Source organism: Bradyrhizobium sp. USDA 3315 (assembly GCF_054056795.1).
In genome coordinates this window covers 3365633-3379108 of record NZ_JBSRYP010000001.1, presented here as the reverse complement: position 1 = coordinate 3379108, position 13476 = coordinate 3365633, and the positions used below count along the sequence as shown (strand labels likewise).

General features: G+C 66.4%; 14 protein-coding genes and 1 pseudogene. 9 read left to right on the top strand and 6 right to left on the bottom strand.

Going from position 1 to position 13476, the window contains the following annotated elements; translation table 11 throughout:
* Positions 1-47: 47 nt before the first annotated feature.
* Positions 48-989, top strand: a complete 942-nt coding sequence (locus tag ACVIYL_RS15530) for an aldo/keto reductase (protein ID WP_456779065.1) — start codon at positions 48-50, stop codon at positions 987-989.
* A 67-nt stretch (positions 990-1056) separates the two neighbouring features.
* Here ACVIYL_RS15530 and ACVIYL_RS15525 read toward each other — a convergent pair whose 3' ends face one another.
* From ACVIYL_RS15525 to ACVIYL_RS15515, 3 genes are all read right to left on the bottom strand, one after another.
* Positions 1057-1401 carry an endonuclease domain-containing protein gene (locus ACVIYL_RS15525; protein ID WP_253606874.1) on the bottom strand — a complete coding sequence of 115 codons (345 nt, stop codon included), beginning with the start codon at positions 1399-1401 and terminating at the stop codon, positions 1057-1059.
* Between the two features lie 80 nt (positions 1402-1481).
* On the bottom strand, positions 1482-2711 hold the full coding sequence (locus tag ACVIYL_RS15520) for a DUF1501 domain-containing protein (protein WP_456779064.1): 1230 nt from the start codon (positions 2709-2711) through the stop codon (positions 1482-1484).
* A complete protein-coding gene (locus tag ACVIYL_RS15515; RefSeq protein ID WP_456779063.1) occupies positions 2708-4291 on the bottom strand; it encodes a DUF1800 domain-containing protein in 1584 nt (527 codons plus the stop codon). The genes ACVIYL_RS15520 and ACVIYL_RS15515 overlap by 4 nt, the downstream gene beginning before the upstream one ends.
* Positions 4292-4606: 315 nt before the next feature.
* Between ACVIYL_RS15515 and ACVIYL_RS15510 the strand changes: the two genes are divergently transcribed.
* Positions 4607-5281: an HAD family hydrolase gene (locus ACVIYL_RS15510; protein ID WP_229191216.1), complete on the top strand. Its 675-nt coding sequence runs from the start codon at positions 4607-4609 to the stop codon at positions 5279-5281.
* Between the two features lie 99 nt (positions 5282-5380).
* On the opposite strand, the gene ACVIYL_RS15505 is transcribed toward ACVIYL_RS15510, so the two are convergent.
* The gene (locus ACVIYL_RS15505; protein WP_456779062.1) at positions 5381-5983 is read right to left on the bottom strand and encodes a TetR/AcrR family transcriptional regulator; all 603 of its coding nucleotides are present in this window, start codon (positions 5981-5983) and stop codon (positions 5381-5383) included.
* 87 nt (positions 5984-6070) lie between these two features.
* Here ACVIYL_RS15505 and ACVIYL_RS15500 point away from each other — a divergent pair, with 87 nt between their 5' ends.
* Positions 6071-6862 carry a crotonase/enoyl-CoA hydratase family protein gene (locus ACVIYL_RS15500; RefSeq protein ID WP_456779061.1) on the top strand — a complete coding sequence of 264 codons (792 nt, stop codon included), beginning with the start codon at positions 6071-6073 and terminating at the stop codon, positions 6860-6862.
* A 118-nt stretch (positions 6863-6980) separates the two neighbouring features.
* Here the strand turns inward: ACVIYL_RS15500 and ACVIYL_RS15495 are convergent, their stop codons facing one another.
* Complete coding sequence (locus ACVIYL_RS15495) at positions 6981-7688, bottom strand: glutathione binding-like protein (RefSeq protein WP_456779060.1); 708 nt, start codon at positions 7686-7688, stop codon at positions 6981-6983.
* On the opposite strand from ACVIYL_RS15495, the gene ACVIYL_RS15490 reads away from it, so the two are divergent.
* Genes ACVIYL_RS15490 through ACVIYL_RS15480 form a run of 3 tightly spaced genes read left to right on the top strand, consistent with a single transcriptional unit; the run spans position 7687 to position 9725 of the window.
* A complete protein-coding gene (locus tag ACVIYL_RS15490) occupies positions 7687-7866 on the top strand; it encodes a hypothetical protein (protein ID WP_456779059.1) in 180 nt (59 codons plus the stop codon). The genes ACVIYL_RS15495 and ACVIYL_RS15490 overlap by 2 nt on opposite strands.
* A gap of 48 nt (positions 7867-7914) precedes the next feature.
* Positions 7915-9030: an MBL fold metallo-hydrolase gene (locus ACVIYL_RS15485; RefSeq protein WP_456779058.1), complete on the top strand. Its 1116-nt coding sequence runs from the start codon at positions 7915-7917 to the stop codon at positions 9028-9030.
* Positions 9027-9725: an SCO family protein gene (locus ACVIYL_RS15480; protein WP_456779057.1), complete on the top strand. Its 699-nt coding sequence runs from the start codon at positions 9027-9029 to the stop codon at positions 9723-9725. The genes ACVIYL_RS15485 and ACVIYL_RS15480 overlap by 4 nt, the downstream gene beginning before the upstream one ends.
* A gap of 102 nt (positions 9726-9827) precedes the next feature.
* On the opposite strand, the pseudogene ACVIYL_RS15475 reads toward ACVIYL_RS15480, so the two are convergent.
* Positions 9828-10040: pseudogene (locus ACVIYL_RS15475) on the bottom strand (hypothetical protein); the annotation flags it as partial.
* Between the two features lie 112 nt (positions 10041-10152).
* Between ACVIYL_RS15475 and ACVIYL_RS15470 the strand changes: the two are divergent.
* The 3 genes from ACVIYL_RS15470 to ACVIYL_RS15460 are packed head-to-tail and all read left to right on the top strand — an operon-like array spanning position 10153 to position 13476.
* The gene (locus ACVIYL_RS15470; RefSeq protein WP_069276582.1) at positions 10153-11055 is read left to right on the top strand and encodes a LysR substrate-binding domain-containing protein; all 903 of its coding nucleotides are present in this window, start codon (positions 10153-10155) and stop codon (positions 11053-11055) included.
* Positions 11048-12268 (top strand): NAD(P)-binding domain-containing protein, encoded by a 1221-nt coding sequence (locus tag ACVIYL_RS15465; RefSeq protein ID WP_456779056.1) that lies wholly within the window; start codon positions 11048-11050, stop codon positions 12266-12268. Before ACVIYL_RS15470 ends, ACVIYL_RS15465 begins: the two co-directional genes overlap by 8 nt.
* The gene (locus ACVIYL_RS15460) at positions 12181-13476 is read left to right on the top strand and encodes an acyltransferase family protein (protein WP_456779055.1); all 1296 of its coding nucleotides are present in this window, start codon (positions 12181-12183) and stop codon (positions 13474-13476) included. The genes ACVIYL_RS15465 and ACVIYL_RS15460 overlap by 88 nt, the downstream gene beginning before the upstream one ends.

Here is a 13476-nt window from a genome sequence, read left to right as displayed (position 1 = left end):
CTTGTCACAATACGCGGCACCCCTCGCCTATCCCACAGGATTGTCTCATGGAAATTCGTAATCTCGGCGGCTCCGGGCTGCGCGTGTCCGCGGTCGGCCTCGGCTGCAACAATTTCGGCCAGCGCACCGACCTCGAGACCTCGCGGAAGGTGATCCACAAGGCGATCGATCTCGGCATCACGCTGTTCGACACCGCCGACATCTATGCCGGCATGGGCGGCTCGGAGACCGTGCTCGGCACCGTGCTGGGCGACCGCCGCAAGGACATCGTGCTCGCCACCAAATTCTCCAAGCCGATGGCGACCGACGGCACCAAGCAGGGCGCCTCGCGGCGCTACATCATGTCCGCAGTCGAAGCGAGCCTCACTCGCCTGAAGACCGACTATATCGATCTCTACCAGCAGCACGACTACGATCCGCTCACCCCGATCGACGAGACGCTGCGCGCGCTCGACGATCTCGTCCGCCACGGCAAGGTGCGCTACATCGGCAACTCCAACTTCCCGGCTTGGCGGATCGCCGAAGCCGAGTACGTCGCGCGCCAGATGAACGTGAACCGCTTCGTGTCCTGCCAGGACGAATACAGCCTCCTGGTGCGCGACATCGAGAAGGACCTGCTGCCGGCGACGCAGCAATACAATCTCGGCCTGCTGCCGTTCTTCCCGCTCGCCAGCGGCCTCTTGACCGGCAAGTACCAGCGCGGCGCCGCTGCACCCGCCGATACCCGCTTCGCCAAGGCGCCGGCCCTGAAGGATCGCTACGTCACGCCGCGCAACGAGGACATCGTCGAGAAGCTGCAGGCGTTTGCCAGGGAGCGCGGCCACGCCATGCTCGAGCTCGCCTTCTCCTGGCTCGCCGCCCGCCCGCAAGTCGCAAGCGTCATCGCCGGGGCGACGCGTCCCGAGCAGATCGAGCAGAACGTCAAGGCGATCAGCTGGAAGCTCTCCGCGGAGGAGATGGCGGAGATCGATGGGATAACGAAGGCGTGAAGCGAACGGCACTCTCTCCGCTCCCTCTCCCCGTCCTTCACGGGGAGAGGGTTGGGGTGAGGGGCATCTATCCGCGCAACTCAGTCTGAATTGTAATCAACACACCCTCGACGTTGCCGAGCACATCGTTGTTCCAGAAGCGAAGCACGCGATAGCCCTCCCCGGTGAGATACCGGTCCCGGACCACATCTGCAGCTGAGTCCGCGTGCTGACCGCCATCCACTTCGATCACGAGCCGTCGCTCGCGGCAGACGAAGTCGCAAATGTAACTCCCGACCGGCACCTGCCGTGCGAACTTATGGCCATCAATCTGGCGATTGCGGATGCGATTCCAAAGCACGGTCTCCGCGTCCGTTTGATTGGCGCGCAGCCCTCTCGCGAGTCGGATAGGTGTTTCCTTGCGGCCACGCATTGCCCTGCCCCTCACCCGGAAGCAACGCGATGCGTCGCTTCCGACCTCTCCCCGCAAAGAGCGGGGAGAGGTTGAGGAAGTCAAGCCACCAGCCCCTTCATCGGCTTTACCGGGGCGCTGTCCGGAAACACGGCATCGGCCAGCACGCGCTCGCCGAGGCCGAACTGGTCGTGCAGCACGCCCTTGATCACAGCGCGCAGGTCGGTGGTCGGGGCGAGGTCGCGGGCCTGGTAGAGATTGGCCGGCTTGAGGCCGGGCCAGTCGGTGATCATGCGGCCGCCATTCACCGCGCCGCCGGCGAGCAGCGCGATGGTGCCGGTGCCGTGGTCGGTGCCCTCGGTGCCGTTGATGCGCGCGGTGCGGCCGAACTCGGTCGCGACCACGATCACGGTGTCGCGCCAGCGCGCGCCGAGGCCGCTCTGAAATTCCGCCAGCGCGCCGTCGAGGCCGCCGAGCAGTTGCGCGAGGCGGCCGACGGGCCCGCCTTCATTGGCATGGGTATCCCAGCCGTCGAAGGCGAGCGCGCCGATCCTCGGGCCGTCATCGGCCGCCATCAATTTCGCGGCGCCCCGCGCCACGAGGCGCATCGCCGCCACGCCGCCCGCCCCGGGCTTCGGCTTCATCTCCTCGCCCTGCGCCTGCTTCTCGAGCTGCAAGCCTTGCGTCAGCGCGCTCGCCAGCGCCGGATCGCGGTGCTGATAGAGATCGAGCAGCCGCATCGCGGTGTCGTCGGCGGCTTGCGGCAGCGCGGTCGGGGCCCAGCCGACGGTCGGCGCGGCGCCGCGCAGCACCAGCGGCGTGGTCGGGCCGACCGCGAGCGCGCTCGTCACCCGCTCGCCTTTCGGCAGCGCCTCCAGCGCGCGGTTGAGCCAGCCGGACTGCACGCGGCCCGGACCGGGAAAGCCGCTTTCCAGCACGTCCTGGCCGTCGAAATGCGAGCGATCGCGATAGGAGGTTGCCACCGCATGAACCACCGCGGCCTGCTTGGCGCGATACATCCGCGAAAATTCCGGCATCGCCGGATGCAGGCCGAAGAACTGATCGAGCATCACCGCCGCGTTCGGCCCATCGGCCCTCAACGCGATCGCGCCATGTAGGCCGGCATAATCAGGGTCGCCGACCGGTGCGACCGTGGCGAGGCCGTCGAGTGCACCGCGCAGGATGATGGTGACGAAGCGCGGATCGCGGCCATCGGCGGCGCGCGCGAATTTCGGCAAGTAGGCCCAAGCCGCAAAGGAGGCGCCGCCGAGCAGCAGCGCGCGCCGCGACGTCGCCTGCAGCATTAGGCTCTCGGAGCATTCCATCGTCATCTCCTCTGGAACTCGGGCGACATCAACAGCAGGGCCAGCGCCTGCTGCCGCGATTCCGCGCGCTCGATGGTGCGCCGCGTCTCGGGCGAGGCGGCATCGGCGGCAACGAGCTCGAGCAGGTCGCGCGGGTCGAACCGGTCGGCGAGTTGGGAGGCGACTTGCGCCGAGATGTCGAGCCTGAGCTTGACGCCTTCAGGTGCCGCCCAGGCCGCGGCGGTGTCCGGAAAACCGTTCGGCCCGGCCGGGGACCACAAGGGGTGGCCCAGCACGTTGAGGCCGTTGAGATAGCGGCCCGGATCCTCCGGATTGCGCGCCAGCAGGCGGCCGGAGGCGACCAGGAATTCGTAAGGCGAACGCATCTTTGTCAGTGGCGCCTGCCAAGCCTCGCTGGACTGAAGGAGCGCGGTGGCCAGCGCCCTGAGATCGCCGTCCGTTTTCGTGAACATATCCTGCAACCTCGCCACCAGCGCCGGCGGCGGATCGTCGGCGACGAAGTGGCGCGCGAGTTTGGTCGCAATGAATTTTGCGGTCGAGGGATGCCGCGCGATGTCCGACAGCACCGCCTCGCCCTGCGCGACGCCCGCCTGCGCGTAGCTCTTGCCGAGCACCTGCTGCGGTCCGGGCTGGTGCGCATTGGCGTTGAACACGAAACTGCCGGGCACACCTAACTGGCCACGGCGGCCGGCAAAGGTCCAGCCGGTGATGACGCGCGCCAGCGCCGTCACATCGTCCTGGGTGTAGCCGCCGCCGACGCCGAGCGTATGCAGCTCCATGATCTCGCGCGCGAGATTCTCGTTCAGGCCGCGATTGCGGTTGATGCCGGCGCGCGACTCCGGGCCGAGCGATTGCTGGTTGTCGAGAAAGAACAGCATCGCTGGGTGCTGCTCGACGGCCTTCAGCATATCCGGGAAATGGCCGAGCACATGCGGACGGATCGCCTCGCGCTCGAACGAGCCGGCCCACATCCGCGCCAGCGCGCCCTTGTTGGCGGAGATGCAGAAGTGGTTGGACCAGAACACCACAAGCCGTTCGACGAAGCCGCAATCGGCGACCACGCCGCGCTGCAGGCGCGCCAGCGCCTCGGCGCGGAACGTCTTCTGGATGATGTTGAGCGGTTGCGCAGGCGGCTTGGGGGGACCGGGCACCGTCTGCATCGTCGGAGGCTGCATCGGAGCCGACGGCGTCATCGCCGCGTTGGCGCCATCGGCGCCCTGCGCCTGCATCGCCGGATCCTTGCCGGCGATCTCCTTGGCGGCCGTGGACAGCGACAGATTGCGCCGCTGCGCCGGCTTTGCGTCGGACCCTTGCGGCGGTGTCTCGCTCGCGCCTTGCTGCGCGACCTTCGCGGCATTGCGCGCCTGCTGGATCTCGAACTGATAGTCGAACACCTGCTTGCCGAGCTCCGGCGTCGAGAGCAGGCCCGGCACTTCGAGCAGCGCGCCGTTCGGACGCGCCAGTTCCGCCAGCACGAAACCGCGCGGATCGGAGGCGGCGTTGATGAAGTCGCCGGACGCCCCGCCGCGGGCACCGAATCCAAACCGGTTGAGGGCAACCAGCGCGGCTTGCGAATCACGGGCCATCAGAATTCCCTTAACGGCCTATCCCGGCTATATCAGTTGCCTGGCATCATAGCGCGGTCCGGGATGAACCCGAGATTAATTCGCGCATTAAATCGCGGTTAGAATGGACCTCTCGTCAAACGATCGTTCCAAACCAGCATCTCCGCGCCAGCTTGCCTGCACGGCATGCGGCAGCGAATTTTCCTGCTCGCTCACCGGAGCATGCTGGTGCTGCGATGAGAGTTTTCGCCTGCCGATGCCGACCGACGGCGGCGACTGCCTGTGCCCCGCATGCTTGCGGAAGCTCGCGGAACAGCAAGCAGCGGTGAGCGCCACGTGAACGCACGCTGGACCGTCGACGCCGTCCTGCTCGACATGGACGGCACGCTGCTCGACACCGAGAAGGTTTACTTCGACAGCCTGGTCGCGGCGCTGAACGTGTGCGGCTACACCGACGACGTCGTCGCGCTGTGCCACTCCATGGTCGGGCTTCCCGGCCCGGTCTGCGAGGCGATGCTGCGCGACCATTACGGCGCGGCGTTTCCGCTCGCGGACGTCAACCAAGCGTTTCTCGAACATCGCGATCGGATGATGCGGTCGGGCCTGCCGCTCAAATCAGGCACGCTCGCTCTGCTCGATGCGCTCGCGCTTGCGGAGCGCCCGATGGCGATCGTCACCTCGTCATCGCGCCGTTCGGCCGAACGCAACCTCACCCTCGCCGGCATCCGCGCGCGCTTCGACACGCTGCTGACGCTTGACGATGTCGCGCAGGGCAAGCCGGATCCCGAGCTCTATCTCAAGGCCGCCGCGCGGCTCGGCGTGAGGCCGGCGTCCTGCATCGCGGTGGAAGACTCCAACCACGGCGTCGCCGCCGCCCACGCCGCCGGCGCGATCACGCTGATGGTGCCGGACATGGCGCCGCCGACCGACGAGACCCGCGCGAAATGCGCAGCCGTGTTGCCGGACCTCAACGCCGTGCTGGCGCTGCTGCAGGAGCGCGGCGCGCTTTAGCCGTCATTGCGAGACGGTCTCGCCGCAGGCTGCTGCACCTCTCCCGCTTGCGGGGCAGGGAGCGCACCGCCTTCGCGACTACCATTCAACCTACTCTCGTCATGTCCTAACCCCGCTTACGCCCTGCTTCCCCAGCGCCGTCTCGATCAGTTTGCGCGCGGCCTCGCCGGCGGTCTCCATGTAGCTCGGGTCGCGATGCAGCAGCACCACGGCGAACGATCCGTCCAGCAGCAAGAGGATCTGCCGCGCCAGTTTGAGCGGATCGGCGATGCCCTGCTCCGCGAAGGTCGCGCGCAGCCAATCCTCGAACTTCTTCTTGTGCGCGGCACCGATCCGGATCGCGGGATGCCCGGGCATGTTGGCGAGCTCCGCGGAGGTGCGCAGGAAGCCGCAGCCCTTCCACTTCGGATGCCGCGCCGAGCGCGCGAGGTTCTTGAAGATCGCCTCGACCTTCACCGCCAGGCCGCCCTCGGCCTCCGCGAACCACTTTCGGAACAGCGCGAGATTGGGCTGGTCGCGCGCGGCGAGATAGGCAGCGACCAGATCGTCCTTGCTCTTGAAGTGATAGTACAGCGTGCGCTTGGTCAGGCCGGCCTTGGCCGCGACCTCGTCGACGCTGACGCGGCGGATCCCTTCATTGTAGAACAGCGCGCTTGCCGCCTGGACGATGCGCTCGCGGGTGGGCTCGGAAGGTCTGGGCATTCTGCGTATGTATACTAACCAGTGAATATACACAAATTGCAGCTAGCCCTACATTCGGCCCGACACACAATTGCTGGAGACTGCATCATGCCCGAACCCATCCTGCTCGATATCACCGACGGGATCGCCCTGATCACCCTGAATCGTCCGGAGCAACTCAACGCGCTGAATTATGCACTGATCGATCAGCTGATGGCCGCGCTCGACCGCATCGAGGGCGACGCTGAGGTGCGCGCCGTGATTTTGACCGGGGCCGGCGAGCGCGCCTTCTCGGCCGGCGCCGACATCAAGGAGTTTTCCGAGAGCGTAAAGCAGGGCTCCGCCGTCGCGGTGCGCGACTTCGTCCGCCGCGGCCAAGCCATGACCGCGCGGCTCGAGGCATTCAAGAAGCCCGTGATCGCCGCAATCAACGGGCTCGCCTTCGGCGGCGGCTGCGAGATCACCGAGGCGGTGCATCTCGCTGTCGCCAGCGACCGCGCGCAATTTGCAAAGCCCGAGATCAAGCTCGGCATGCCGCCGACCTTCGGCGGCACGCAGCGACTGCCACGGCTGGCGGGACGCAAGCGCGGACTTGAATTGCTGCTGACGGGCGATCCGTTCCCGCCCGAGCATGCGCGCGAGATCGGGCTGGTCAATCAGGTCGTGCCGCACGATCAGCTGCTGACCGCCGCGCGCGAACTCGCCGGCCGGATCACCAGGCATTCGCCCGGATCGGTCGCCGGCACCATCACCGCGGTGACTCGCGGGCTCAACATGCCGATTGCCGAGGGCCTTTTGGTCGAGAGCGAGCAGTTCGCCGCGCTGGTGCCGGGCCGCGATCTCGCCGAGGGGCTCGCGGCGTGGAAGGAACGGCGGCCGGCGAGGTATGTCGGGGCTTGAAAACCCGCGAGTGCTACATCCGTCATTGCGAGCGAAGCGAAGCAATCCATCGACCCGCATACGCGGAAAGATGGATTGCTTCGTCGCTTCGCTCCTCGCAATGACGGAGGAGTTCGCCCTACCGCACCACGGCCGCGGTCTGCCCGAACAAGAGCTTGCGCTCTTCCTCGGTGCGAATCGCGGGCTGGCCGAAATTCGGATTGACCTCCTTCGCCTTGGCATAGGCGCGCACGGTCGCCGGGCGCTTGCCGATCGTCTCCAACCAGCGCTTCAGATGCGGGAAATCGTCGATCTCCTGGCCCTGGTTCTTGTAGGGCACGACCCACGGATAGCTCGCCATGTCGGCGATCGAGTAGTCGCCGGCGACGAATTCGCGGTCGGCGAGCCGCTTGTTGAGCACGCCGTAGAGCCGGTTGGTCTCGTTGACATAGCGGTCGATCGCGTAAGGCAGCTTCTCGACGGCGTAGTTGCGGAAGTGGTGGTTCTGCCCCGCCATCGGCCCGAGCCCGCCCATCTGCCAGAACGTCCACTGGATCGCGTCATAGCGGCCATGGATATCGGCCGGCAGGAATTGTCCGGTCTTCTCGGCGAGATAGAGCAGGATCGCGCCGGACTCGAACAGCTGTAGCGGCTTGCCACCGCCCTTCGGCGTGTGATCGAGAATTGCGGGGATGCGGTTGTTCGGCGCGATCTGCAAAAAGTCCGGCTTGAACTGATCGCCTTTGCCGATGTTCACCGGGAAAATCCTGTACTCCAATCCGGTCTCCTCAAGGAACATCGTTACCTTGTGACCGTTCGGCGTGGACCAGTAGTGGAGATCGATCATGGGCGTGATCCTGCATTGCCAGGGACTGCCGATGCCGCGCATCGGCGAGAAAGATGCGAATGCATTGACTTGGGCGCATAACCGCAGCCAAGTCAATGGCGCGCGCATTGCACCGCGCGCGAATGTGATCTGCAAGCAGTGCAAGTGCCCGATTGAGCCGCGTCCCGATTGCTCCTAGGCTCAACGTGTTTGGTATTGAAAAGTTTTCAAAACACGGGGGATTGCGATGACACGGGATTTGGCACGACGTGATTTCCTGAAAGGTTCGGCGGCGCTCGCCGGCGCCGCAGCCGCGGGCGCCTTCTCCTGCGTCGAGATCGCGAGCGCCGCACCGATCGAGGTGCCGACCGTCGACAAGCTCTCGATCCGCGTGCTGGTCGATTCCAGCTTCGATTTGTTCTTCAAGCCGAAGCAGTCGGGCGGCGTCACCATCGCGCCGCCGCCGCGCTCCGCCGACTACCAGAAGTCGCTGCACAATGAATGGGGCCTGTCGCTGTGGCTGGAGTCGGAGGCCAAGGGCGCGCAGCGCACGCTGATGCTCGACTACGGCTACACGCCGGAAGTGCTGCTCAACAATATGGCGCTGGTCGGCGTCGATCCGGCGAAGCTCGATGCCCTGATCGTGAGCCACGGGCATTACGACCATTTCGGCGGCCTCAACGGCCTCCTCGACAAATTCCGCGACAAGCTGCCGGCCGACGTGAAGCTCTATGCCGGCGGCGAGGACAATTTCTGCCACCGCGTCAGCGCAACGCCGACCAAGGGCCAGTTCAACGATTTCGGCACGCTCGACCGCCGCCAGCTCGCGGCGCAGCGCGTCACCACGGTGCTGTGCGAGACCCCGACCGTGATCGCCGGCCACGCCTTCACCACCGGCAAGATCACCCGCCGCAGCATCGAGCGTGTGTTGCCGCAGACCTGGGTCGAGTTCGGCATCAAGGACGGGCTCGGCTGCAACGCCAGCCACTATCTGCCGGCCGAGATGGACGGCAAGATCGTGCCCGACGAGCACATCCATGAGCACGCCACCTGCTTCAACGTTCGGGACTTCGGCCTCGTCGTGATCTCGTCCTGCGGCCATGTCGGCATCGTCAATTCGGTGAAGCAGGCGCAGGAGGTCTCCGGTATCCAGAAGGTGCACGCCATCGTCGGCGGTTTCCATCTCGGGCCGGCGCCGAAGGACTACCTCACCGAGGTGGTCGCCGAGATCAGGAAGCTCGACCCCGACGTGCTGATCCCGATGCACTGCTCCGGGCTCAACTTCGTGCAGGAGGCGACCGCGCAGATGGGCGACAAGGTGCTGGTCACGACGACGGGCAACCGCCTCTCCTTCGGCATATGATCGCGCCGATCCAGCGCGTCATTGCATTCGCTGGCGCGGGCTTGGCATTCGCTGGCGCGGGCCTGGCATTCGCTGGCGCGGGCCTGGCATTCGCCGGCGCCGGCCTGTGGCTGACGCTGGCGCCGGTGCTGGCCGCCGATGCGCCGCCGCAATCGGCGCGCTCGGCCGCCGAGATCATGGACATCCTGATGTGGAACAGGGAGCCGGTCGGCGGCCCGTTCGCGCTGACCGATCAGGCCGGCCATGAACGCACCGACAAGGAGTTTCGCGGCAAGCTGATGCTGATCTATTTCGGCTTCACCACCTGCCCAGACGTCTGCCCGACCGATCTGCAGGCGATCGGGCTTGTGCTCGACAAGCTCGGCCACGACGGCGACCAGGTGCAACCGATCTTCGTCACGGTCGATCCCGAGCGCGACACCGCGGCGCATCTCGCGGAGTACGTGCCGATGTTCCACCCGCGCCTGATCGGGCTGACCGGCAAGCTGGATGCGATCCGCAAGCTCGCCGATGCCTACAAGGTCTATTTCGCGCGGGTGCCGCTGAAGGATGCCGGCGACTACACCGTCGATCACACCGCCTACATCTATTTGATGGACCGCGAGGGCAATTATCTCGGCTTCTTTCCGCCGGGGACGTCGACCGACCGGATGGTCGAGATCATCCGGCCACGGCTCGCCGAGCCGGGACGCTGACATCAGAGATTGGCAATTCCAACCAACGCGATCGGTGCACCTCTCCCCGATGGGAGAGGTGACAATGACGGCAGCGGTCGGCCTCAAAGCATCCGCCCGCGCGCGCAAGAATGTCTCGCCGCTTTCCGTCACCATTACCCGTATGCCCTCGACCGAGGGACGGCGCGCGACGTAGCCGCGATCGACGGCGTCCTCCCAGATCGTCAGCCGCGGGCATGAGGTGCGCCAGACCTCGAGCACCTCGGCATAAGACCGCGGCTCGCGCGCCACCCATTCCACGAGATCGAGCACCAGGGCGTCTGTGGTCTCTGTCATGTGGTCCTCGCCGGGGTCAGCAGGGATTCACTGTCTCCGGTATTTCTGCGCCGCTTGGCCTCTTCCGGCAAACTGAGTTATCTTGACCTTGCATCAGTTTTCCTGAGGGTTCATGCGGCGGCTGCTCTTCCTCAACGGCATCAAGGCGTTCGAAGCGGCGGCGCGGACCGGCAGCTTCGCGGCGGCGGGCAGCGAGCTCAATGTCTCGGCCGCCGCGATCAGCCGGATGGTGCATCTGCTCGAGGAGCGGCTCGGCGTCGCGCTGTTCGAGCGCAAGGCCAACCGCCTCGTCACCACTCCGGCGGGCCGCGCCTATCAGGGCGGGCTGACGCCGATCTTCGACGCGCTGGCGAGCCTCACCGCGCAGGTCACGGCATCCGCGAGCGCGCGGGTGCTGACCGTCGGCGTCGGACCGACCTTTGCGCTGAAATGGATGATCCCGCACCTTGCCGAGTTCCGCAAAGCGGAGCCCGACATCGAGGTGCGGATCACGACCGGCGGCATGGCGGTGCCTTTCGCCGACGACTGGAGCTGCGGCATCCAGCTCGGCGACGGCCAGTGGCCGGGCCTCGTCGCCGAGCCGCTGTTTGCCGCCGACCTGATGCCGGTGTGCACGGCGCGGCTCGCCAACACCCTGAAGCGCCCCGCCGACCTCAAGGGCCCGAGCCTGATCCGCGTCGCGCATTCGCCCGACGACTGGCCGTCCTGGCTGAAGGCCGCGGGCGTGCCGCGCCTGACCGCGCGCGGGCCGGAATTCCAGTTTTACGGCCAGGCGCTGCAGGCAGCTAGCGACGGGCTCGGCATCGCGATGGGCATCCGGCCCTATATCGACGACGATCTCGCCGCCGGCCGGCTGGTGGCGCCGTTTGCGCTCAGCGTGCCGAAGGGCATGCGCTGGTATCTGGTCTATCGCGGCTTCCACGCCGAACAGCGCGATTTCGCCGCGTTCCGGCGCTGGATCATACGCGCCGCGGCGGAGCCCGCGGCCCGCCGCAAGGGATCGCGCAGTGCCTGACGAGACCGTCGATACGCTGGTGATCGGCGGCGGCCAGGCCGGGCTCACCATGAGCCATCGGCTGAAGCAGCGCGGCATCGCCCATCTGGTGCTGGAGCGGGGGCGCATCGCCGAGCGCTGGCGCAGCGAACGCTGGGACGGCCTCATGTTCCAGTTTCCGAACTGGTCGGTGCGGCTACCGGATTTCGCGTTTCCGCACAGCGATCCCGACGGCTTCTCGGACACCGCTGCCATCATCGCCTTCATCGAGAACTACGCCGCGTTCGTCGCGCCGCCGATCCGCTGCGGTGTCGCGGTCACGAAGCTGCGCCGCGACGCCGGCGGTTTCCTCGCCGAATTTGCCGGCGGCAGCATCGCAGCCCGCAACGTCGTCATCGCCACCGGTCCCTATCAACGGCCGCTGCGGCCCGCGCTGCTGCGCGAGCATCCCGGCCTGTTCCAGATCGATGCCGCCGGCTACAAAAATCCGGCGCAATTGCCTGACGGCGCGGTGCTGGTGGTCGGTGCCGGCGCCTCGGGCGCGCAGATAGCCGAAGAGCTGATGCTCGCCGGCCGCGAGGTCTTCCTCTCGGTCGGACGTCACAACCGCCTGCCGCGCCGCTATCGCGGCCGCGACCTGATCTGGTGGCTGGCCGAGATGGGCATCGACCGGACGCCGGTCGAGCAGCGCGGCCCGTCGCGGCTGCTGCCGGTGATTTCCGGCGCCCATGGCGGCCACACCGTCGATTTCCGCCGCTTCGCCGCCGGCGGCGTGACCCTGCTCGGCCGTGTGACGACAGCGCGCGACGGCGTGCTGGAGATCGCGCCCGATCTCGCCGCCAACATCGCCGATGGCGACGCCTATTACGCGACCTTCCTCGGGATCGTCGACGACTTCGTCGCGGCGCGCGGCCTCGATCATCCCGAAGATCCCTTGGCGCGCCTCCGCCTGCCCGATCCGCCGTGCCTCACCGCGCCGCTCGACGCGATCGACCTCCGCGCCGCGCGGATCAGGAGCGTGATCTGGGCCACCGGCTACGGTCTCGATCTGAACTGGATCGACATACCGGTGCTGGATGCCGACGGGGCGCCGCGACATCGCCACGGCGTCTCCGACGTGCCGGGCCTCTATTTCCTCGGCCTGCAATGGCTGTCGAAGATGAAATCCTCGTTCCTGTCAGGCGTCGGCGACGATGCCGCCGTGCTCGCCGACCACATCGCCGGCCGCGGCTAGCGGGAGGCGGAAGACCGGGCAATATCGAGCAGCCCGAGGCTGCCGCGGCCGGTAACCTTAGACGAAAGGTCGTTGCTCGCTTCAGTTGTCAACGAAACCGGACGACTGTAAGGGTTGCAAACTACCTCAACGGGTGGCCGCATATTGAAATTGATATCAGGTTGAGCATGGGTCCAATTGCTGGTCCGCGCCCGGAGGAGGATTCTGCCGGGCCACGCTCCGAATCGCTCGATGCGCTAAGGGGCCTCGCGATCTCGGCGGTCATTGCCCGCCACTACTTCGAATTCAAGTACGGCATGCTGGGCGTCGACCTGTTCTTCGTCGTCAGCGGCTTTTTGATCGGCGGCATCCTGCTCGATAGCCGCGAACAGCGCGGTTACTTCTCGTCGTTCTATGGCCGGCGCGCGTTCCGGATCCTGCCGCTGTACTGGCTGCTGCTGTTGATCGCGACGCCCGGTCACTGGGGCTATTACCTGTTCTTCCTGCAGGCCGTGCCGTGGTTGCAGTTCGGTTATCCCATGACCGAGCCGACATTCGTCAGCTGGACACTCGCGATCGAGGAGCAGTTTTACCTGATCCTGCCGCTCCTGATCTGGTCGCTGCCGCGGGAATGGCTGGTCCGCGTCCTCTGGTGCGGCGTGCTGATCGCCCCGGTCAGTCGCTGGCTGTTCCACGCGCACCTGCCCGACCTCTCCTGGGAGTTCTTGCTGCCCTGCCGGCTCGACGAGCTGTTCGGCGGCGTTTTGCTGGCGTGCTTTGTGCGCGGCTACTGCCGCTCCCCTCTAGTGTGGGCAGCGCTCGCCTGCGTGCCGATGCTTTGCGATTTGACCTATGCGGCGGCGTTTGGACCGTTCTCCTTCCTCGGGATATCGGCGTTCGCCTGCGGCGTCATCGTGTGGGCCGGGATCAACGTACAGAAGACGGTGTTGCTCAAGCCGTTCATCTGGCCCGGGCGCCGCTGCTATGCGCTCTATCTCTTCCACCTGATCGTGCTGAACATCTTCCTGTCCCTCGATTTTGGTGCATGGTCGGGTCTCATCGCGCTTCCGATCGTCTGCGTCCTTGCCGAGATCAGCTGGCGCGCGATCGAATCCCCGCTCATCGACTACGCGAAACGCCGGTTTGCGCGGGTTCGGCCGGTCGCGCGGCCGGCCTGCTGTCGGTGCGACACAAGAAAGCCCGCGAACGCCGAAGCGTCGCGGGCTTAG

What these genes read in the sequence shown, in the direction of transcription:
- ACVIYL_RS15495 (WP_456779060.1), bottom strand. Translation starts at nt 7,688, where the DNA reads ATGATCGATCTCCACTACTGGTCCACGCCGAACGGTCACAAGGTAACG.
- ACVIYL_RS15520 (WP_456779064.1), bottom strand. Translation starts at nt 2,711, where the DNA reads ATGACGATGGAATGCTCCGAGAGCCTAATGCTGCAGGCGACGTCGCGG.
- ACVIYL_RS15485 (WP_456779058.1), top strand. Translation starts at nt 7,915, where the DNA reads ATGACACGGGATTTGGCACGACGTGATTTCCTGAAAGGTTCGGCGGCG.
- ACVIYL_RS15470 (WP_069276582.1), top strand. Translation starts at nt 10,153, where the DNA reads ATGCGGCGGCTGCTCTTCCTCAACGGCATCAAGGCGTTCGAAGCGGCG.
- ACVIYL_RS15530 (WP_456779065.1), top strand. Translation starts at nt 48, where the DNA reads ATGGAAATTCGTAATCTCGGCGGCTCCGGGCTGCGCGTGTCCGCGGTC.
- ACVIYL_RS15505 (WP_456779062.1), bottom strand. Translation starts at nt 5,983, where the DNA reads ATGCCCAGACCTTCCGAGCCCACCCGCGAGCGCATCGTCCAGGCGGCA.
- ACVIYL_RS15480 (WP_456779057.1), top strand. Translation starts at nt 9,027, where the DNA reads ATGATCGCGCCGATCCAGCGCGTCATTGCATTCGCTGGCGCGGGCTTG.
- ACVIYL_RS15525 (WP_253606874.1), bottom strand. Translation starts at nt 1,401, where the DNA reads ATGCGTGGCCGCAAGGAAACACCTATCCGACTCGCGAGAGGGCTGCGC.
- ACVIYL_RS15500 (WP_456779061.1), top strand. Translation starts at nt 6,071, where the DNA reads ATGCCCGAACCCATCCTGCTCGATATCACCGACGGGATCGCCCTGATC.
- ACVIYL_RS15515 (WP_456779063.1), bottom strand. Translation starts at nt 4,291, where the DNA reads ATGGCCCGTGATTCGCAAGCCGCGCTGGTTGCCCTCAACCGGTTTGGA.
- ACVIYL_RS15460 (WP_456779055.1), top strand. Translation starts at nt 12,181, where the DNA reads ATGGCTGTCGAAGATGAAATCCTCGTTCCTGTCAGGCGTCGGCGACGA.
- ACVIYL_RS15490 (WP_456779059.1), top strand. Translation starts at nt 7,687, where the DNA reads ATGGGCGTGATCCTGCATTGCCAGGGACTGCCGATGCCGCGCATCGGC.